The sequence below is a fragment of the Streptomyces sp. NBC_00872 genome (assembly GCF_045161915.1).
Classification (GTDB): Bacteria; Actinomycetota; Actinomycetes; order Streptomycetales; family Streptomycetaceae; genus Streptomyces.
The window spans coordinates 3,883,432-3,902,585 of sequence record NZ_CP108806.1 but is presented as its reverse complement, the minus strand read 5'-3'; the positions used below and the strand labels follow the sequence as shown (position 1 = coordinate 3,902,585).

The following is a 19,154-nucleotide window of genomic DNA, read 5'->3' as shown; positions in this document are numbered from 1 at the left end:
CGCTACTCGTCGAGCTCCTCGGCGAGCCTCTTGGCCAGTGTCCGGGCCTTGTCCTGCAGTTCTGCGCTGTCGGGCACCGAGGCGGTGAGCGCGGGCTGCTCGGTGTACCGGACGGTCACGATCACATTGGATGTGCGGAACACCACGCTCACCGTCCGGTGCTGGGCGGCCGAGCCGGAGCGCGCGAGGACGTCGTTCAGGAACGCGGCGTCGCCGAGGCCGTCCAGGAGGCGGGGCTCCAGGCCCTCGGCGGGCGGGGTCTCGGAAGGCGATCCGGGAGTGACGGGAGTACCGGGCGACCCCGAGGCGCCGCCGGAGGGAGCGGCCGGGGAGGAGGCGCCGGTCTGTGTCGTCGTGTTCGGATTCGTACCGTTGCCGGGATCGCCGCCGGCCTTGGGATCGGTGGCCGGTCCGGTGGCCGACCCGGTGTCGGGGGACGAGTCGCCGGGCGTACCGGACGTACCAGACGTACCGGGCGGGGTTCCGGTGTCCGTGCCGCTCGGTGACGGCAGGGCGGCGGAGGTCTCCTTCCTCGTGTAGACCTCCTGTGCGCGGTCGTCGTCGCTCACGGCCGGGTCGTACGACACCACGCGTTCCAGATCGATCACGAGCTGGTGGGAGGCGTCCGCGCCGTCGGCCTTCCAGTTGCATCCGACGCGGCGGTCCGTGTCGTACGTCACGGCGGCCGTGCCCCCGTACACCTTCGTCTGCTGGTCCTCGGGGAGCGAGGCCGCGCCGGGGAGCAGATCCTTGAGCATGGAGAGCGGTACGGCGCCGCAGGGCTCGCGGAGCGTGCGGTACTTGCCGGGGGCGGCCGCGGTGGCGGTGGTGGGGCTGCCCGCCTTGGGGTCGGCGGCCGAGCCGCCGTCCGCGCCGCCGCCGGAGCAACCCGCGACGACCGCCACGAGGAGCGCCGCCAGGCCGGGTAGGTACGCGTGTCGCGCCTTGGGCTGCACGGTCCCGGGCTCCCTTCTGTACGGGTTCCGCGCGGGGTTCCGCGCGAAAACTGCTTGCCGCCGGATGACGGTCGATGGACACAATGTCTATCGCACGCACCGCCGTCGACGCTGGTCGGCTGTCTCCTTTGACGGTCCCGGTTCCGGTTTTTGCGTTATTCAGACTTTCGGGGGAATCGAGGGGTTATGTCGTATGTAGAGATACCGGGCGCGAAGGTCCCGATCCGTATGTGGGCGGACCCCGCGGCGGTCGACGAGGGCGCGATGCGGCAGCTCCACAATGTTGCCACCCTGCCCTGGATCAAGGGCCTCGCCGTCATGCCGGACGTCCACTACGGCAAGGGCGCGACGGTCGGCTCGGTGATCGCGATGCACGGCGCGGTCTGCCCGGCGGCGGTGGGCGTGGACATCGGCTGCGGAATGTCGGCGGTGAAGACGTCCCTGACGGCGAACGACCTGCCGGGCGACCTCTCCCGGCTCCGCTCCAAGATCGAACAGGCGATCCCGGTGGGCCGCGGCCTGCACGACACCCCGGTGGACCCGGGCAGGCTCCACGGGTTCCCGACGGCGGGATGGGACGACTTCTGGGAGCGGTTCGGCGGAGTGGCGGATTCGGTCAAATTCCGCGAGGAGCGTGCCACGAAGCAGATGGGAACGCTCGGCGGGGGCAATCATTTTGTGGAATTTTGCCTGGACGAGTCGGATTCGGTCTGGCTGATGCTCCACTCCGGATCGCGGAACATCGGCAAGGAACTGGCCGACCATCACATCGGCGAGGCCCAGAAGCTCCCGCACAACCAGGGTCTGGTCGACAGGGACCTGGCCGTCTTCATCGCGGACACCCCGCAGATGGCGGCGTACCGGAACGATCTTTTCTGGGCGCAGGAGTACGCGAAGTACAACCGCGCGATCATGATGGGACTCTTCCAGGACGTGGTCCGCAAGGAGTTCAAGAAGGCCGGCGTGACCTTCGACCCGGTCATCTCCTGCCACCACAACTATGTGGCGGAGGAGCGTTACGACGGCATGGATCTGCTGGTCACGCGGAAGGGCGCGATCCGTGCGGGCAGCGGGGACTTCGGCATCATCCCGGGCTCGATGGGGACCGGTTCGTACATCGTGAAGGGCCTGGGGAACGTGGCGTCGTTCAACTCGGCCTCGCACGGCGCGGGCCGGAGGATGAGCCGTAACGCGGCCAAGCGCCGCTTCTCCACGCGGGACCTGGAGGAGCAGACGCGGGGTGTGGAGTGCCGGAAGGATGAGGGTGTGGTGGACGAGATCCCGGCCGCGTACAAGCCGATCGAGCAGGTCATCGATCAGCAGCGGGACCTGGTGCAGGTCGTGGCGAAGCTGAAGCAGCTCATCTGTGTGAAGGGCTGAGGGACAGAAGGACGGAGGGGCGGAGGGGCTGAAGAGGGGAGGGGCGACCGCGTTCGGCTCGCGGCGGGCCACGGGAAGCTCACTTTGGTGGTCGTCGGGCCCGAGGCCGGGAGGGTGATCCCTGGCCTCGGGCCGTTCTGGTCAGTTCCGTTCCGTTCTGCTCTGTTCCGCTCTGTTCTACTCTGCGCCGTTCTGTTTCCGCGCGAGTGATCAGAGTTCGCGGTGGACCTTGGTGTTGGACGCCTGGGCGCGGGGGCGGACCACCAGGAGGTCGATGTTGACGTGGCTGGGACGGGTGACCGCCCAGGTGATCGTGTCGGCGACGTCGTCGGCGGTGAGGGGCTCCGCGACACCCGCGTAGACCTTCGCCGCCTTCTCGGTGTCGCCGCGGAAGCGGGTGGTGGCGAATTCCTCCGTCCTGACCATTCCGGGGGCGATCTCGATCACCCGGACCGGGGTGCCGACGATTTCCAGGCGGAGGGTCTCGGCGAGGACATGGGCGCCGTGTTTGGCGGCCACATAGCCCCCGCCGCCCTCGTAGGTGCTGTGACCGGCGGTGGAGGAGAGGACGACGACCGTACCGTCGCCGCTCGCCGTGAGAGCGGGCAGCAGGGCCTGGGTGAGATTGAGCGTGCCGATGACGTTCGTCTCGTACATCTGACGCCAGTCGGCCGGGTCGCCGGTGGCCACCGGGTCGGCGCCGAGCGCGCCGCCGGCGTTGTTGACCAGGACGTTCAGGGAGGGGAAGCGGCCGAGTTCGCCGGCGAAGGCGTCGACGGCCGCGCGGTCGGTGACATCGAGGGTGTAGGCGGTGGCGAGATGGCCCGCTGTGGTGATCTCCGCGGCGAGCGCCTCGATACGGTCCTTGCGGCGGGCGGTGACGACGACGTGGTAGCCGGCCGCGGCGAGCTGCCGCGCGGTGGCGGCACCGATGCCGCTGCTCGCTCCGGTGATGACGGCGATGGGGGTCCCCGCGGCGGTCATGACGTACTCCTCGCGCGTGTGATCGATGTGGGGCCAGGATAGGCAGGGGTACGGGCCGACGTGCTGTCTGTCCGGAGCGCGGACCGCGCCGGAGTGCGGACGCGCCGGAGCACGGACCGTGCGAAGTGTGGACCTTGAGTGAACTGTGCCCGTGGAGTGGCGGGCAGGGCGTGAGCCGTGCCCGGGGCCGGGGCGGGGGCGTGCGCGGGGCCGTGGTGTGAGCCGTGCGCGGGGCTGTGAGGCCGCCGGTCGGTTCAGTGGCCGCGGGGCGCGTACATGATCAGCGCCATACCGGCCAGACACACCAACGCTCCCGTGATGTCCCAGCGGTCCGGGCGGTAGCCGTCGGCGACCGCGCCCCAGGCGATCGAACCGGCGACGAAGACCCCGCCGTACGCGGCGAGGATGCGGCCGAACTCACCGTCGGGCTGGAGCGTGGCGACGAAGCCGTACGCCCCCAGGGCGATGACCCCGGCGCCGATCCAGATCCACCCCCGGCCGCCTCCGGTGCCGTCACCGCGCACTCCCTGCCAGACGAGCCAGGCGCCGCCGATCTCGAAGACCGCGGCGAGCAGGAAGAGAGCGGCGGAGCGGAGAACGAGCATGCGAACAGCGTGCCATGCGGGTGATCGGAGACGCGCCGGGGTGACGATTTATCGCTATTGCGATGCGATGATCAGTATGTTCCCCTCATGGGTGTCATGCGTAACGCGCTGCTGGTAGTGGTGTCCGCGGCCACGGTGGTCATGACAGGGGCGGGTCCTGGTGCCGGTGCTTCCCGGGTCTCCGGCGCCGTCGAGCCGGAGGCCGATCTGTCGCACCACGGGCATGTGTCGCTGTGGGGCGGCGAGTTGACGCTTCGGATCCAGACCGGGAACCACGGGCCGTCCGGGCTGACGGACGCGACCGTACGACTGCACTTCTCGGCCCCTTTGATGCACGACCTCTCACTGCCGTCCGCCTGTCTCTGGGGCGGTGAGCGGGTGGTGCTGTGCCGTACGGGTCACCTCCGCGCGCTCGGACGGGGCCCGGAGATCACGGTCGACCTCAGGACGGTCGGGCGGCCGGACGAGGTGGTCGTCCGGATCGACACCGCCTGGAGCGGCGGCGCGAGTGACCGCAACCCCGAGAACCATCAGCACCGGGTGCTGGTCCCGGACACGGGCGACCGGTACGTCTTCTGAACTCCGGCACGGCGATCCGCGCGGACGCGCCGTCGCCTCCGCTACGACTGCCCGCCCCGTCCGACCTGCCCGCCCTGTGGCTACGCGGCCGCGTTGCCGAACTCCCGTACCGCCGCCTCCACGATCGCCGCCAGCCGGGCGTGGTGCGCGCCCCGCCAGTACACCCGGCCGCACGTCCGGCACTGCGCGAAGACGTCGTACGAACGCTGTGTGCCGTGTTCCAGCCGCTCCTGGACGGAGTCCTTGTCGGCGGGGCCCAGTTCGCCGTTGCAGGCGGTACAGCGTGTCCAGGGCGCGAGGGCGGGCGCGAAGCGCTCCAGTACGTCCCGGAGCTGGTCGTCCGGGCGGTCGCTGTAGATATACGCCCCGGCCCAGATCTCGCGCCGCCGCAGCAGCCCGCGGTCACGGGACAGCATCACGCGGCGCTCCGTGGCGGAGAAGGTGGCCAGCGCCGGATCCCCGAGGTCCTCGCTCTCGTACGCCGCGTCGACGCCCAGGAGCCGCAGCCGCCGCGCGAGCGTGCCGAGATGGACATCCAGCAGGAAGCGCAGGGGCGCGCCCGGCACGCGTTGCGGCCGGCTCACGGCCTGCACCTCGATCGATTCGCCCGCGGCGGGGATGTGCGCGACGGGCACTTCGCGGCCGTCGACGAGCAGCCGCCCGACCTCGGTGAGCGGGACGCCGAGCGACTCGACCGCGTGGCCGAGTGTGGACTTGCCGTCGGTGACCACGGCCGTACGTCCCTGGCGCCGCTCGGCCGCCACGAAGAAGCGCAGCTCAGAGGCGAAGCTGATCTGGATCTCCGGTCCGTTCACGCCGTCAGGATGTCATTGGAGGAGGGCAGCGGGCCAGGGCATTCCGGGTCGGCGGCGGGTCGGCGTCGAGGTCCAGCCGCCAGTCGTTGCAGCGCATCACATTCCCCGGCGGGAACTCGAAGTCGCATTCGCCCTGGAGGGAGAAACCGGCCCTGCGGCACAGTCGGTTCGACGACGGATTGTCGACGGAAGGGAAGGCGTGCAGATAGCGGTGTTTCTTCTCGGCGCGCGCCCTCTCCGCGACGGCCGCCGTCGCCGCGGCGGCGATGCCCCGTCCCTGGAACGCGCTGAGGACGCCCCAGCCCGTCTCGTACACCTCCTGTCCCTGCCAGGTCTTCTCCCAGAACCCGATCGTGCCGACCGCCTCACCGTCCGGCAGCAGTACGACGCGGAACATACGGCCCTTGCCCGTCCGGTCCGCGCTCAGGTCGACGTACCGTCTGTGCCGTTTGACAAGCTGTTCCTCCGTCTCGGGACCGCCGAGATGGGTCATCATTTCCGGCGTGTTCGCCGCGCGGAGAAGGCCGAGATCGGTCTCCGACCACGGTTCGAGCCGTACGCGCGGTGCTTTGATCTCCATGTCACGCTCCATGTCACGCACTGTAGGGCGGGGGTCTGACATATGGGCCGGGAACGGCGCGTTGGCCGTCGGCGCCGTAGCGGAACGTGAAGTTACGGCAGTGCCGCACAGAGGTAAGGGCAGGGGCGGGGACGTGGTCCGGTCCGGGAGGGCGTGGGAGCGGCTGGTTCAGAGGCCCGAGCGGCTGTAGGCCGTCGGCGGTACTCCGACGGTCGCCGTGAAGTCGCGTACGAGATGTGCCTGATCGCTGTAGCCGAGTTCGGAGGCCAGCTCCGCCCAGTCGACCTGTCGGCCGGAGTCCGGTGCCGACGCTGAGCCGGAGTTGGAGCCGGAGCCGGGATCGGGGTCGGGGCTGGACAGGGAGCCGGAGCTGGAGCCGTCGCGGGGGGCGGCGTCGGCCTCGGGGCCTTCGCCGGTGACCGTGCCCGCGTCCGACTCGGCGCGCTCCAGCGCCTCATGGATCCGGTAGCGCAGGATGACCCACTTCGGCCCCACCCCCACATAGGTGGCGAACAGCCTCTGCAGCGAGCGTGTGGAGACCCCTTCCGCCTCGGCGAGCTGGGCGACGCGCCGGATCGTACGGTCGGTCCTGATCCGGTCGGTCAGCGCCATGGCGTGGTCGGCCCCCGGGTCCGGCCGCGGGCCGACTCCCAGCAGATACGTGTCGAGCGCGGCCACCCTGGCGTTCTCCTGCCTGGCCTCCTGCTTGGCCTTCTCCGCGGTCTCCTCCCCGGACTCTTCCCCGATCTCCTTCTCGGACTCTTCGGCTTCGGCGGGGCCGAGCACCGTCTCGATGTCCGCGTCCGTCGTGGGCATGACCTCGCCGAGGGGCACCCGCCGTCCTGTCCACTCCGACACGGGCCACCGCGGCGCGAACGGCCGGAAGCCACCGGGTCTGAACTGCACCCCGCACACCCGGCCCCGGCCTTCGAGCCGCTGGGTGAACAGTTCCAGCCCGATGCCCGAGACCTCGGCGAAGGGCGGGCTGTCGGGTCCGTGTCCGAAGCGCTGGAAGACCACGTTCACCGAGGGGTGCGGCACGACATGGGAGACGTACGGCTGGGGCAGATCCCAGTCGATCAGCCAGTAGTGCTCCAGGTACGGCCGCAGGGCCGGCGCCGGTTCGCGGCGTCGGAAACGTACCCGCGCGAACAGCTCCGGGGCGTCGACGATGCCCCGCGTGTCACGCCGTGGACCGGCCATGGACGGATCCTATGTCGCGTTTGTTCAAGACGCCGAGAGCGGTCGGTTCATACGGTCGGGGCCATGAGCGACAAGATCAGCAAACTGTTGGAGGTGGCGGCCGACCGTACCGTCACCGTCGTCCGCGGCATCACCGATGACCAGCTCGCCGCACCGACTCCGTGCGACGAGTACGACGTACACGCCCTGGCCGACCATCTCTTCCAGGTCGTCGTCAACTTCCAGGCGCTGGCTGCCAAGAAGGACGCCGATTTCGGTGCCGCCCCCGAGCATCTGGCGGGGGAGTGGCGCGAGCGCTTCGCCGAGGAGACCGTGCGGCTCGTCGCGGCCTGGGACGCGCCCGGAGCGGATGAGGGCACCTCGGGGGCCATGGGGCTGCCGGCCAGGACGGTGGGTGCGATGGTGCTCGGCGATCTGGCCGTGCACGGATGGGATCTGGCGCGGGCGACGGGGCAGCCGTACGACCCGGATCCGGCGCTCGTCGAGATGCTCGGGGAGGAGTTCGCGGCGCTGGCGCCGATGGCGAGGAAGATGGGGGTGTTCGGGGAGCCGGTGGAGGTGACGGAGGACGCCGGACCGTTCGAGGTGCTGCTGGCCGCGACGGGGCGCGACCCGCACTGGAGCCGCGCGTAGCGCCTCCCGAGGTATCTCCCGCGATACCTCCCGCGATATCTCGTGCGCTATCTCGCGTGGACGTTCGCCCTTCCACCGCCCATGACCCTCAAACCGAACTGGCGAACTATCGCACTCCTGGACTGAACGCATATTCGGCGGGCAGACGTTCTGACATACACCGCGATCAACAGCGAGTGTGGTGAGAAGGAGCGGGCATGGAGATCTCCGGCATTTTCACGGCCATAGTGATCGGTATCGTCATCGGCGTGCTGGGGCGGCTCGTCGTCCCCGGGCGCCAGCACATCGGTGTGCTGTGGACGATCGTGGTCGGTATCGTCGCGGCCCTGATCGGTACGGCCCTGGCGGCGGCCGTCGGGGTCGCCAATACGGACGGTCCTGACTGGGTCGAGTGGATAATCCAGATAGGTCTGGCGGCGGTGGGTGTCGCCGCGCTCGACCGGGCCAAGGCGCGCCGCTGACCGACTTCGTCGGGGTGTGCGGGGATCCTCAGGGCGCGGCGGTGCGCAGGGGACGGCCGGCGAGCAGATTCCAGCGCCCGTCGCGCCCGCTGAGTTCGATGACGCACAAAGGCTGTACGTCGATCCTCCAGAACGACTGGGGGGAGGCACCGAGGGCGTGGACGGCGGCGGCGCGGATGATGTCGGGTTCCGCCACGGCGATGACATGTCCGCCCGAGTCCTCGCCGGAATCGGAGCCGAGGCCGTCCAGCCAGTGACCGACGCGGGTGTGGAAGGTCAGCAGGGATTCCCCGCCATGAGGTGCGGACGCGGGATCGGAGAGCCAGGCGGCCACCGACTCCGGTTCCTCGCCGACGACCTCATCGAGGGTTCTGCCCTGCCAGCGGCCCATCGCGCAGGGGGCGAGGTCGGACAGCGGCTCGGTGTCCAGGCCCAGGATCTCGGCGGTACGGCGACAGCGGTGCGAGGGGGATACGTAGAGGGCGGCGGCGCGGGGGAAGGTCTCCCGTACGGCTTCGGCCTGCCGGAGCCCGAGGGGGTCGAGTGCGTCGACGGTGTCGGGTGCGTCGACGGTGTCGGGTGCGCCGGCGCCGGCGCCGGAGTGGGTGCCCGTGCCGGTGGTGACGCCGGCGGTGCCGGTAGTGGCGTCCGCGCCCCGGGCCGGGGTCGGGTCCGTGGCGCCGTGGTCGGTGCGCTCGGGGAAACGGGCCTCGCGCAGGGCCGTGCTGAAGGCCGGTGAGACAAGCATCACCCGGGTCGTCATACGGCTCTCCTCGTTCCGGTTCCGACGGTCTTTCGACGCCTGCCGCTGATCGGTGTCCTCTTGGCCCGTCTGCCGGTTCGCGGTACCTTCACGTCGATATCACGACGGCGGGACGGAAGTCCGGTGAGAGTCCGGCACGGTCGCGCCACTGTATGCCGGGTGTCGGCCGTGTGACAGCGCGGTGGAGCCCGGTCAGTCAGACCCGACGGCCGTCGTTCGAGCTCCATCGAATGGGACGCGAGTTCCCCAAGGAGGTTCCGCCATGGCTGAGTCCATAGCCCCGCCGACCGTTTCGCCCGTCAGCGTCACGGTGACCCCGCTTCCACTGCGCGCTGTTCTGCCGTGGGCGGTGTTCGTGGGCACGCTGATGCTGGTCCTGCTGTACTTCGTCGGCGCCGAGCAGGGCGCGACGTCGGTGTTCTCGGGTGAGGGTGTGCACGAGTGGGTGCACGACGGCCGTCATCTCCTCGGCTTCCCCTGCCACTGACGCTGACGGAGATCACGCACATGCTTGCCTCCACCGTCAGAACTCTCCTGGTCCGCGGCATGATCGCGGGTGTGCTGGCCGGGCTCTTCGCGTTCGCGCTGGCGTATCTGGCCGGTGAGCCCTCCGTACGGGACTCCATCGCGCTGGAGGAGACCCAGTCGGCACCGGCGGCGGCGCACGCACCGGGAGCGACGCACGAGCACGGCGAAGAAGAGGAGGAGGAACTGGTCACCAGGCCGGTCCAGTCGACGTTCGGACTGGCCACCGGAGTCCTCGTGTACGGAGTGGCCCTGGGCGGAATCGCCTCGCTGGTCTTCTCCGTCTGTCTGGGCAGGATCGGCGGATTCGGACCGAGGGCGACCGCGGCGCTGATCGCGGGAGCGGCCTTCACCACGGTCTATCTGGTGCCGTTCCTCAAGTATCCGGCGACCCCGCCCGCGGTGGGCAACCCGGACACCATCGGCAAGCGCACCACGCTGTTCTTCCTGATGATCGTGCTCAGCGTGCTGCTGGCCGTCGTCGCCGTCATCGCGGGCAGACGGCTCGCTCCGAAGCTGGGCAATTGGAACGCGTCCGTCGTCGCCGGCGCGGGATATGTCGTCGCCGTGGCGGTCGCCTGTCTCGTCCTGCCCGGCAACTCCGATGCCGTTCGGGAGACCTTCCCGGCCGCTCTCCTCTGGGAATTCCGGCTGGCATCGGTCGCCGTGCAGGCGCTGCTGTGGACGGCCTTCGGGCTGATCTTCGGCGCGCTGGCCGAGCGGGTACTGCGGCCCGGTGGCCAGGGTGTCTCCGCGGCGGGCGTGGACGCCGGCGGTGTCACCTCACCGGTACGGACTGCCGGCTGACGTTCCGTCCGCCGACGCCCGCCCGGTCCGCCGACGCCCGCCCGGTCCGCCGACGTCCCTGTCGTCCGATGTACCGACCGCCGCCGCCCCTCTCCGCTCTTCTCATCCCTTTCGCCGGCACGGGCCCGAGCCCGGACCCGGACCTGAGCCCGCGTAGGGAAGGCCGGACCTGAGCCCGCGTCGGGAAGGAAGGAATGAGCGCGGAGAAGGGCGGGCGTCGGGCGGGCGTCAGTTGCTGACGCCGACGGCGTGCCGGACCGTCTCCGGGAGCGTCACGAAATCCAGCATGGCGCGGGCGACGTCGGCGCGGGTGATCGTACTGCCGGCCGGGCCCGTTCCCACCTGGTGGCGGTAAGTGCCCCTGCCGGCGGCGTTCGTCAGCCGGGGCGGCCGTACCGATGTCCACTCCAGGTCGCTCTCCCGCAGGAGCCGTTCCATCACTTCGAGGTCGGTGTACAGCTCCTTGAGAGCCGCCCAGAGCACGGGTGTGAGCACCCGGCGTGTGAGCCACGCCTGACCGGTCCCCGCGCGGTTGAGCGGCGCGGCGCTGACGACGACGACCCGGCGGACTCCGGTCGCCGTCATCGCCTCGACCGCCGCGCGGGCGGAGGAGGAGGCGGGCTTGAGCGGGTCATGGCGGCCGAGCTGGCCCATGCCGGACAGGACGGCGTCGGTTCCGTCGACGACCTTGATCAGAGAGGCGGGGTCGAGGGCGTCGGCCTGGAGCACCGTGAGGTTCTCGTGCGTCAGATTCAGCCGGGACGGATCCCGTACGGCGGCAGTCACCGTATGCCCGTCCGCGAGGGCGTGCGTGACGATCTGCCGTCCCACGCCGCCGGTGGCTCCCAGCACTGCGAGTTTCATGACCATGCCCCTTCGAGGGGAGTGAATACTTACTCCCCATAGTGGGTGAGTGTTCACTCACCTGTCAAAGCTAGGATGGCGGTATGACTTCAGAAGCAGCTCCGCCGCCGTCCAAGCCCCTGACGGGGGGTGCCCTGACCCGCTCGCGCATCCTTGACGCCGCCGCGCGCCTGATGAACACGGTGGGACTGACCCGTACGACGACGAAGGAGATCGCGAGGGAGGCGGGGTGCTCGGAGGCGTCGCTGTACAAGCACTTCCGCGACAAGGAGGAGATCTTCGTCACCGTCCTGCGCGAGCGTGAGCCGCGCTTCACGGACGCGCTGGCGGCGCTGCCGGGGCGCGCGGGCGAGGGCGAGGTGGCCGAGCAGCTGGAGGAGGTGGCGCGGGTGGCGGTCCTCTTCTACCGCCGGACGTTCCCGATGGCGGCCTCCCTCTTCGCCAGTCCCGATCTCCTCGCGGCCCATCGCGGAAAGCTCGACCTCAGCGCGTCGGGCCCACAGGTGCCCGTCCACTCCCTGGCCGCATATCTGACGGCGGAACAGGATCTGGGCCGGCTGTCCCCGGCCTTCGACCCGGACGCGGCGGCGATGCTTCTGATCGGCGCGTGTTTCCACCGGGCCTTCCTGACCCTGTTCTTCGCCCCGGACCCGCCGGCTGGGGCACCGCTTCCGGAGGACGAGACGGATTTCGCGCGGGAGACGGTACGGGCCCTGCTGGAGGGGATCGGGTCCTCCGCGCACGCGAGGAGCGGACGTTCCGGGTGACGGAACCGGGCGTACGGTCCACGGCTGTTCGCAGGCGTGCGGGCGTTCGTCGGCGTGTGGTCGTTCCCCGGCGTGTGGCCGTTCGGTGGAGTGCGGAGGGCTCGTCGGACTCGTCGGGGGCGGGAGACGGCGGGACAGTAGAGTGTGGGGCCGGTCTTTCTCCAGCTCAGAAGCTCAGAGGTGTATCGCAGTGAGCGCAGCACCGTCCCCGCCTTCGCCCCTTCCGGTGTGTCCGCGGTGACCGCTGTGACGGCCGTGACCGTCGTGACCGTCGTGGGGATCGGTGCCGATGGCTGGGCGGGGCTCTCCGGCGTGAGCCGGGAGGCGTTGCGGGCGGCCGAGGTGGTGGTCGGCGGGGCGCGGCAGTTGGCGCTCCTGCCGGAGGACGGGTGCGCGGCGGAGCGGGTGGTGTGGCCGTCGCCGCTGCGGCCCGCCGTGCCCAAGGTGCTCGCGGCCCACGCGGGCCGGCGGATCTGTGTGCTGGCGAGCGGGGACCCGATGTTCTACGGGATCGGACGGACCCTCGCGGAGGTGGTGGGGGCGGGGGTGCTGCGGGTCCTGCCGCATCCGTCGTCCGTGTCGTACGCCTGCGCCCGGCTCGGCTGGCCGGTGGAGGACACGGAGGTCGTCACCCTGGTCGGCCGCCCCACCGAGCGGCTCGCCGCCGCCCTGCACGAGGGCCGTCGGGTGCTCGTGCTCAGCGCGGGGGCGGCGACCCCGGCGGAGGTGGCGGCGCTGCTGAGGGACCGGGGTTTCGGGCCGAGCCGTATGCAGGTACTCGAACAACTCGGCGGCGGGGAACGGGAACGGCGTGCCGAAGGCCTCGCGCGGGACTGGACCGAGCCGTCCGGCGACCCGCTGAACGTCGTGGCGGTCGAATGCCGGCGCTCACCGGACGCGACGCGGCTCGGCGCCGTACCGGGCCTGCCGGACAGCGCGTACGAACACGACGGCCAGCTCACCAAGCGCCATGTCCGTGCCGCCACACTGGGCGCGCTGGCGCCCGCGCCGGGCGAACTGCTGTGGGACGTCGGCGGCGGGTCGGGTTCGATCGCCGTCGAGTGGATGCGTACGCACCGGTCCTGCCGCGCGGTGTCGGTGGAGCGGGATCCGGTACGGGCGGAACGGATCGGACGCAACGCGCGAGCGCTCGGCGTCCCCGGTCTGCGGGTCGTCACCGGTGGCGCGCCCGACGCGCTGGCGGGACTGCCGGTGCCGGACGCGGTGTTCGTCGGGGGCGGGCTGACCGTGCCGGGGCTGCTGGACGCCTGCTGGGACGCGCTGCCGGCGGGCGGCCGGCTGGTCGCGAACACGGTGACGCTGGAGTCCGAGGCGCTGCTGTTCGACCGGTACCGCCGCTTCGGCGGCGAACTGGTACGGCTGGCGGTCGCGCACGCCGTGCCGGTGGGTGGTTTCACGGGCTGGCGGCAGGCGATGCCGGTCACGCAGTGGTCGGTCGTAAAGGGCTCGGGTCCGGGATTCGGCTCGGGTCCGGGATTCGGTCCGGGTCCGGGTCCGGGATTCGGTCCGGACAATGGTCCGATGCCGGACTCCGGGCCGGGCTCCGAGCCGAACTCCGGGTCGGCCTCCGGACCGGGACCCGATCCCGGGCCGGGCTCTCCGCATGTCCTCTCAGGAGATCAACGATGACGGTGTACTTCATCGGTGCCGGCCCCGGCGCCGCCGACCTGATCACGGTGCGGGGTGCTCGCAGGCTCGCCTCGTGCGGCGTGTGTCTGTACGCGGGCAGCCTGGTACCGCGCGAACTGCTGGCCGAGTGCCCGCCGGACGCGCGGCTCATCGACACCGCGCGGATGGATCTGGACGGGATCACCGCGGAACTGGTCCGGGCCCACGAGGAGGGCCAGGACGTGGCCCGGCTGCACTCCGGCGACCCCTCCGTCTTCAGCGCGGTCGCGGAGCAGATGCGGCGGCTGGACGCGGCGGGCGTGCCGTACGAGGTGGTGCCGGGCGTACCGGCCTTCGCCGCCGCGGCGGCGGCGCTGAAGCGTGAGTTGACGATACCGACGGTCGGTCAGACGGTGATCCTGACCAGGATCGCCCAGCGCGCCACCCCGATGCCGGAGGGGGAGGACCTGGCGACGCTCGGCCGCAGCGGCGCGCTGCTGGTACTGCACCTCGCGGCGGGATACGCGGACCGGGTGGTCCGGGAACTGCTTCCGCACTACGGCGCGGACTGCCCGGCCGCCGTCGTTGCGATGGCCAGCCGCCCCGACGAACTGGTCCTGCGCGGCACGCTGGACGACATCGCCGGACAGATGAAGGAGGCGGGTGTGGTGCGGACGGCCGTGATCATGGTCGGCCGGGCGCTGGCGGCGGAACAGTTCCCGGACAGCCACCTGTACTCGTCGGAGAGGGAACGCCCGTGTCTGCCGGACGAGCGGACGCCCGATCCGGTGGAGTCGGCTGGGGACGGCGCGAGCCTCTCGTAAACGGCCGGGCGGAAAGCCAGGCCCTCGCACACGCAGGGATTCCAGGAGCCCAGGATTCCAGGAGCCCAGGAGCCCAGGAGCCCAGGAGCCCGCGAGCCCGCGAGTACGCCGGTGACGTCGGGGCCCGCCCAACTGCCCGACCGGTCCCCCGCGTCTGCGGGAATCCCAGCTACCGCGGGTCGCTGCGGCCCACCACCGTGCCCGCCCTGTCGATGCAGATGACGTCGACCACCACCGGCGCCCCGCGCAGTACCCTCAGTGCCTCGCCGCGCGCCTTTGTGGCGACCATGTCACCCAGTGGGATGCCCCGGGACCGGCACAACTGGAGCGCCTCCAGGCCTGTGTTGGCCTCCGACACCTCCGCCGCCAAGGTGGCGTCCGCGCCCGACTGCGTGGCCAGTGCCGCGAGGAACGACTTGTCCACCTGGGAACGGGACGAGTGGAGGTCCAGATGGCCCGCGGCCAGTTTGGAGAGCTTGGCGAAGCCCCCGCAGAGGGTGAGCCGGGGGACGGGATGGCGGCGGAGATAGGTCAGGACCGCGCCGGCGAAGTCGCCCATGTCCAGCAGGGCGTCCTCGGGCAGGTCGTATTCGGTGCGGACGGTCTTCTCGGAGGTCGAGCCCGTGCAGCCCGCCACATGTGTACGGCCCGCCGCGCGCGCCACGTCCACACCCCGGCGGATGGAGTCGATCCAGGCCGAGCAGGAGTACGGGACCACGATGCCCGTCGTACCGAGGATGGACAGACCGCCCAGAATGCCCAGTCTCGGGTTCCAGGTGGAGCGGGCGATCTCCTCGCCGTTGTCGACCGAGACCGTTATCTCCACATCGCCCGTACCGCCGTGGCGCTCCGCCACCTCCGCCACCTCCGCGCGCATCAGCTGACGCGGGACCGGGTTGATCGCCGGCTCGCCCACTTCCAGAGGGAGTCCGGGGCGCGTGACCGTACCCACTCCCGGGCCCGCGCGGAAGACGACCCCCGAGCCCGGTGGCAGCAGCCGTACCGTCGAGCGGATCAGGGCGCCGTGCGTGACGTCCGGGTCGTCGCCCGCGTCTTTGATCACTCCGGCCATCGCCCAGGCGCCGGACCGTTCGCCGGCCGGTCCGTCGGCGGCGGGTTTCCCGGCCAGTTCCTCGGCGGCCAGCGTGAAGCTCGGCGTCCGGCCCTTCGGGAGGGTGATCGTCACCGGGTCGGGGAACTCCGCCGTCAGCAGGGCAGTGTACGCGGCCTTCGTCGCCGCCGTCGCGCACGCGCCCGTCGTCCAGCCGTGCCGCAGCCCGGTGCGTTCGAGCTGGGCGCCGCGTCCACCCGCCGCCCCCGTCCCCTTTCCCATCCCCGTTTCCTCAGTCATATGGTCCCCTTGTCGTATCCGTGTCCGTTGTCCCCTTCAGCCAGGGAAGACTTGCCGCCGATGAGTGAACGCCCAAGTGAACGCCGATGAGTGAACCGTTCCATGTGCTGATCCTGGGCGGGACCACCGAGTCGCGCCGCCTCGCCGAGAGTCTGTACGGCGACGGCTGTACGTACGGCCACGGCGGTACGTACAACCAGGACGGTACGTACGGTCCCGGCGGTACGTACGGTCCCGGGGTCCGGGTCACCAGTTCCCTCGCCGGGCGCGTCACCCGGCCCGTACCGCCTCCGGGGGAGATACGCGTCGGCGGATTCGGCGGCGCCGAAGGGCTGGCGCGCTGGCTGCGCGAGCATCGCGTGGACGCTCTCATCGACGCCACTCATCCCTTCGCCGCGACGATCAGCCGGAACGCGGCGCTCGCCGCCGCCGGCGCCCATGTTCCCCTGCTGGCGGTGCGCCGTCCTTCGTGGGTGCCGGTCGCGGGCGACGACTGGCATTCGGTCGGTTCGCTGGCGGAGGCCGCCGAGGCGCTGCCCGCGCTCCCCGGGCAGCGGCGCAGGGCCTTCCTCACCACCGGACGGATGGGGCTCGCCGCCTTCGCCCGTCTCGACGAGCTGTGGTTCCTCGTACGGTCCGTGGACGCCCCCGAACCGCCGTACCCCGCCCGTATGGAGACGATTCTCGACCGTGGTCCCTTCACGCTCGACGGGGAGCGGGAACTGCTGCGCCGCCACCGCGTCGACACCGTCGTGACCAAGGACAGCGGCGGCGCCGCCACCGCGCCCAAACTCACCGCCGCCCGCGAGGCCGGACTGCCCGTCGTCGTCGTGCGCCGTCCGCCGACGCCCGAGGGTGTGGCCGTGGTGGACACCGTGGCGGAGGCGGTCGCGTGGCTGCGTCAGCTCTCCGGACGCGGGTCCGGCGCTGAGACGCTCGGCTCCGACGTGTCCGGTGCGCCGGGTGCGCCGGGTGTGCCGGGTGTGCCGGGTGCGTCCGATGCGCCGGGCGTGCCTGGTCCGTCGGCCGGGCGCGCGTCCGGGTAGCGGCGCGGCGTCCAGACGATCTCCTCGCCGCCGACGTCACCGTTCCTGCCGTCACCGCCCCTGCCGTCACCGTTGCCGCTGCCGGGGCCACGTCGTGCCGTCACCGTCTGCGAGGAGCCCACCAGCAGGATCGTCCGCATGTCGACCTGCGCCGGATCGAGATCGGCGAGCCGTACGATCCGTACGCTCTCCTCCGGCCCGCCCACATCGCGGCCGATGACGACGGGGGTGTCCGGGGCACGGTGCTCCAGCAGCAGTTCACGGGCCTTGCCGACCTGCCATGTGCGGCTGCGCGAGCCCGGGTTGTAGAGCGCCAGCACCAGGTCCGCCGCCGCTGCCGCGTGCAGCCGCTCGGCGATGACCTCCCAGGGCTTGAGCCGGTCGGAGAGCGAGAGCACGGCGTAGTCGTGGCCGAGCGGGGCGCCCGCGCGCGCGGCGGCGGCGTTGGCGGCGGTCACACCGGGGAGCACACGTACGGGGACGTTCCTGTACGGGTCGGCCGACGCGACCTCCAGTACGGCGGTGGCCATCGCGAAGACCCCCGGATCCCCGCCGGAGACCACGGCCACGCGCCGGCCGCGCCGCGCCAGATCGAGGGCGAACTCGGCGCGCTCCGACTCCACCTTGTTGTCGGAACCGTGCCGTCGCTGGCCCGGACGGACCGGAACCCGGTCCAGATAGGTGGTGTAGCCGACGAGATCGTCGGCCGCGGCCAGTGCGCCGCGGGTCTCGGGCGTCAGCCACAGCGGTCCCGCCGGGCCCGTCCCGACGACGACCACGTCACCGGTCTCCGGGGAGCTGCCGCTCTCCGGGGAGGCGTCGGTCTCCGGGGCGGTGCTGGTGTCGCGGGAGGTGTCGGTGTCCGGAGAGGGGGAGGCGGGGCGGGCGTCGACCCGGCTCGGCAGCACCGCCACCGAGAAGTACGGGACGGAGTCCGGGTCGGTGTCGGCCAGCGCGCCGGTCCGCTCGCCGCTCATGGTGGCGCGTTCGACGTACCGCGCGTCCGCGAGCCGGCCGGCCCGCTCGACGGCCCGTCGTACGGCCGGAAACGTACGGCCGAGCTTCATCACCACGGCCGAGTCCGCCGAGGCCAGCCGGGCCGTCAGCTCCTCCTCGGGCAGCGTGCCCGGCAGGATCGTCAGTACCTCCTCGCCCTCGACGAGCGGGGTGCCGAGCCGGGCCGCGGCGGCGCTGACCGAGGTGACACCGGGGATGACCTCCGTCGGATAACGGTCGGCCAGCCGCTTGTGCATATGCATGTACGAGCCGTAGAAGAGCGGGTCGCCCTCGGCGATGACGGCGACGGTGCGTCCGGCGTCGAGATGTACGGCGAGACGCGCGGCCGACTCGGTGTAGAAGTCCTCCATCGCGCCCCGGTAGCCGCCGGGGTGGTCGGTGGTGCCGGTGGTGACCGGGTAGACGAGCGGTTCTTCCAGATGGTCCGGACGCAGATGTTCCGCGGCGATGGAACGGGCTATGGAGCGGCCGTGGCGTGCGCTGTGGTACGCGATCACATCCGCCTCGGCGATGACCTGGACGGCGCGTACGGTCATGAGGGACGGATCGCCGGGGCCCAGGCCGACGCCGTACAACCGGCCGGTGCCGGTGCCGGTGCCGGTGGCCGTGTCCGTGCCGGTGTCCGTGCTGGTGGTACGGGCGGTGGCGGTGCCGGTCCCAGTGCCGGCGGTACGGGCGGTGCCGGTGCCGGTGCCGCTGGCGACCGTACCGGACGACGCCGTGCTGTTCGCGTTCACTCTTCCTCGCTCGCGATCGCGTTGATGGCCGCCGCCGCGAGGGCGCTGCCGCCGCGCCGTCCGCGTACGACCAGGTGTTCAAGTCCGGCGGAATGCCCGGCGAGCGCGTCCTTGGATTCGGCCGCGCCGATGAAACCGACCGGTACGCCGATGACCGCCGCCGGGCGGGGGGCGCCCGCCTCGATCATCTCCAGCAAGCGGAAGAGGGCGGTCGGAGCGTTCCCGACGGCCACCACCGCGCCCTCCATCCGGTCGCGCCACAGCTCCAGGGCGGCGGCGCTGCGCGTGGTCCCCAGCTCGGCGGCGAGCGCGGGGACGGACGGGTCGGACAAGGTGCAGATCACCTCATTGGCCGCGGGCAGCCGTTTACGGGTGACGCCGCTGGCGACCATCGCCACATCGCACAGGACCGGCGCGCCCGCGCGGAGGGCCTCACGGGCGCGGGCCACGACGCCGGGGGTGAAGGCCAGATCGCGCACCAGGTCGACCATGCCGCAGGCGTGGATCATCCGGACCGCGACCTGGGAGACATCGGCGGGCAGCCCGGCGAGGTCCGCCTCGGCGCGGATCGTGGCGAAGGACTGGCGGTAGATCGCCGCGCCGTCCTTCTCGTAGTCGAACACCGTGG

The 19,154-nt window shown here is 71.4% G+C and carries 20 protein-coding genes, 1 pseudogene and 1 riboswitch; of the genes and pseudogenes, 10 read left to right on the top strand and 11 right to left on the bottom strand.

Translation table 11 applies throughout. The annotated features are described in order from the left end of the window. Positions 1-2 precede the first annotated feature (2 nt). Positions 3-956 carry a DUF3558 domain-containing protein gene (locus OG214_RS16670; protein WP_405985166.1) on the bottom strand — a complete coding sequence of 318 codons (954 nt, stop codon included), beginning with the start codon at positions 954-956 and terminating at the stop codon, positions 3-5. A gap of 186 nt (positions 957-1,142) precedes the next feature. Here OG214_RS16670 and OG214_RS16665 point away from each other — a divergent pair, with 186 nt between their 5' ends. Continuing rightward, the gene (locus OG214_RS16665; protein ID WP_363079133.1) at positions 1,143-2,336 is read left to right on the top strand and encodes an RtcB family protein; all 1,194 of its coding nucleotides are present in this window, start codon (positions 1,143-1,145) and stop codon (positions 2,334-2,336) included. Between the two features lie 210 nt (positions 2,337-2,546). Here OG214_RS16665 and OG214_RS16660 read toward each other — a convergent pair whose 3' ends face one another. Both OG214_RS16660 and OG214_RS16655 read right to left on the bottom strand, forming a co-directional pair. Further along, entirely contained in the window at positions 2,547-3,320 is a 774-nt protein-coding gene (locus OG214_RS16660) for an SDR family NAD(P)-dependent oxidoreductase (RefSeq protein ID WP_382861366.1), read from the bottom strand. 254 nt (positions 3,321-3,574) lie between these two features. After that, a complete protein-coding gene (locus OG214_RS16655; protein ID WP_363079131.1) occupies positions 3,575-3,925 on the bottom strand; it encodes a YnfA family protein in 351 nt (116 codons plus the stop codon). Between the two features lie 87 nt (positions 3,926-4,012). Here OG214_RS16655 and OG214_RS16650 point away from each other — a divergent pair, with 87 nt between their 5' ends. After that, positions 4,013-4,504, top strand: coding sequence for a hypothetical protein (locus tag OG214_RS16650; protein WP_363079130.1), 492 nt, complete (start codon positions 4,013-4,015; stop codon positions 4,502-4,504). A gap of 80 nt (positions 4,505-4,584) precedes the next feature. On the opposite strand, the gene OG214_RS16645 is transcribed toward OG214_RS16650, so the two are convergent. From OG214_RS16645 to OG214_RS16635, 3 genes are all read right to left on the bottom strand, one after another. After that, the gene (locus OG214_RS16645; protein WP_405985165.1) at positions 4,585-5,319 is read right to left on the bottom strand and encodes a Mut7-C RNAse domain-containing protein; all 735 of its coding nucleotides are present in this window, start codon (positions 5,317-5,319) and stop codon (positions 4,585-4,587) included. 4 nt (positions 5,320-5,323) lie between these two features. Continuing rightward, a complete protein-coding gene (locus tag OG214_RS16640; protein ID WP_363079128.1) occupies positions 5,324-5,911 on the bottom strand; it encodes a GNAT family N-acetyltransferase in 588 nt (195 codons plus the stop codon). Between the two features lie 156 nt (positions 5,912-6,067). Further along, on the bottom strand, positions 6,068-7,102 hold the full coding sequence (locus tag OG214_RS16635) for a DUF6597 domain-containing transcriptional factor (RefSeq protein ID WP_405985164.1): 1,035 nt from the start codon (positions 7,100-7,102) through the stop codon (positions 6,068-6,070). Positions 7,103-7,165: 63 nt separating this feature from the next. On the opposite strand from OG214_RS16635, the gene OG214_RS16630 reads away from it, so the two are divergent. Then, positions 7,166-7,735 (top strand): TIGR03086 family metal-binding protein, encoded by a 570-nt coding sequence (locus tag OG214_RS16630; protein WP_405985163.1) that lies wholly within the window; start codon positions 7,166-7,168, stop codon positions 7,733-7,735. A gap of 197 nt (positions 7,736-7,932) precedes the next feature. Beyond that, the gene (locus tag OG214_RS16625) at positions 7,933-8,196 is read left to right on the top strand and encodes a GlsB/YeaQ/YmgE family stress response membrane protein (protein ID WP_363079125.1); all 264 of its coding nucleotides are present in this window, start codon (positions 7,933-7,935) and stop codon (positions 8,194-8,196) included. 28 nt (positions 8,197-8,224) lie between these two features. Here OG214_RS16625 and OG214_RS16620 read toward each other — a convergent pair whose 3' ends face one another. Further along, positions 8,225-8,959: a histidine phosphatase family protein gene (locus OG214_RS16620; RefSeq protein ID WP_405985162.1), complete on the bottom strand. Its 735-nt coding sequence runs from the start codon at positions 8,957-8,959 to the stop codon at positions 8,225-8,227. 56 nt (positions 8,960-9,015) lie between these two features. Beyond that, a riboswitch (cobalamin riboswitch) is annotated at positions 9,016-9,184 on the top strand. 37 nt (positions 9,185-9,221) lie between these two features. Between OG214_RS16620 and OG214_RS16615 the strand changes: the two genes are divergently transcribed. Both OG214_RS16615 and OG214_RS16610 read left to right on the top strand, forming a co-directional pair. Further along, positions 9,222-9,446: a CbtB domain-containing protein gene (locus tag OG214_RS16615; protein ID WP_363079123.1), complete on the top strand. Its 225-nt coding sequence runs from the start codon at positions 9,222-9,224 to the stop codon at positions 9,444-9,446. Positions 9,447-9,466: 20 nt separating this feature from the next. After that, complete coding sequence (locus OG214_RS16610; RefSeq protein ID WP_405985161.1) at positions 9,467-10,291, top strand: CbtA family protein; 825 nt, start codon at positions 9,467-9,469, stop codon at positions 10,289-10,291. A gap of 228 nt (positions 10,292-10,519) precedes the next feature. Here OG214_RS16610 and OG214_RS16605 read toward each other — a convergent pair whose 3' ends face one another. Continuing rightward, positions 10,520-11,155, bottom strand: a complete 636-nt coding sequence (locus tag OG214_RS16605) for an NAD(P)-dependent oxidoreductase (RefSeq protein WP_405985160.1) — start codon at positions 11,153-11,155, stop codon at positions 10,520-10,522. Positions 11,156-11,238: 83 nt separating this feature from the next. On the opposite strand from OG214_RS16605, the gene OG214_RS16600 reads away from it, so the two are divergent. The 3 genes from OG214_RS16600 (at position 11,239) to cobM (ending at position 14,375) form a co-directional block, all read left to right on the top strand. Continuing rightward, positions 11,239-11,922, top strand: coding sequence for a TetR/AcrR family transcriptional regulator (locus OG214_RS16600; RefSeq protein WP_405985159.1), 684 nt, complete (start codon positions 11,239-11,241; stop codon positions 11,920-11,922). 237 nt (positions 11,923-12,159) lie between these two features. Then, positions 12,160-13,572: a precorrin-6y C5,15-methyltransferase (decarboxylating) subunit CbiE gene (cbiE, locus tag OG214_RS16595; RefSeq protein WP_405985158.1), complete on the top strand. Its 1,413-nt coding sequence runs from the start codon at positions 12,160-12,162 to the stop codon at positions 13,570-13,572. After that, complete coding sequence (cobM, locus tag OG214_RS16590) at positions 13,569-14,375, top strand: precorrin-4 C(11)-methyltransferase (RefSeq protein WP_405985157.1); 807 nt, start codon at positions 13,569-13,571, stop codon at positions 14,373-14,375. Before cbiE ends, cobM begins: the two co-directional genes overlap by 4 nt. A gap of 169 nt (positions 14,376-14,544) precedes the next feature. Here cobM and OG214_RS16585 read toward each other — a convergent pair whose 3' ends face one another. Then, the gene (locus tag OG214_RS16585) at positions 14,545-15,726 is read right to left on the bottom strand and encodes a cobalt-precorrin-5B (C(1))-methyltransferase (RefSeq protein ID WP_405985156.1); all 1,182 of its coding nucleotides are present in this window, start codon (positions 15,724-15,726) and stop codon (positions 14,545-14,547) included. Positions 15,727-15,812: 86 nt separating this feature from the next. On the opposite strand from OG214_RS16585, the pseudogene OG214_RS16580 reads away from it, so the two are divergent. Continuing rightward, positions 15,813-16,628, top strand: a pseudogene (locus OG214_RS16580) (cobalt-precorrin-6A reductase); the annotation flags it as partial. Here the strand turns inward: OG214_RS16580 and OG214_RS16575 are convergent. Both OG214_RS16575 and OG214_RS16570 read right to left on the bottom strand, forming a co-directional pair. Beyond that, the gene (locus OG214_RS16575; protein ID WP_405987527.1) at positions 16,628-18,364 is read right to left on the bottom strand and encodes a precorrin-2 C(20)-methyltransferase; all 1,737 of its coding nucleotides are present in this window, start codon (positions 18,362-18,364) and stop codon (positions 16,628-16,630) included. The pseudogene OG214_RS16580 and the gene OG214_RS16575 sit on opposite strands and share 1 nt — an antisense overlap. Before the next feature lie 158 nt (positions 18,365-18,522). Further along, positions 18,523-19,149: a precorrin-8X methylmutase gene (locus OG214_RS16570; protein ID WP_405987526.1), complete on the bottom strand. Its 627-nt coding sequence runs from the start codon at positions 19,147-19,149 to the stop codon at positions 18,523-18,525. Between the last annotated feature and the right edge of the window lie 5 nt (positions 19,150-19,154).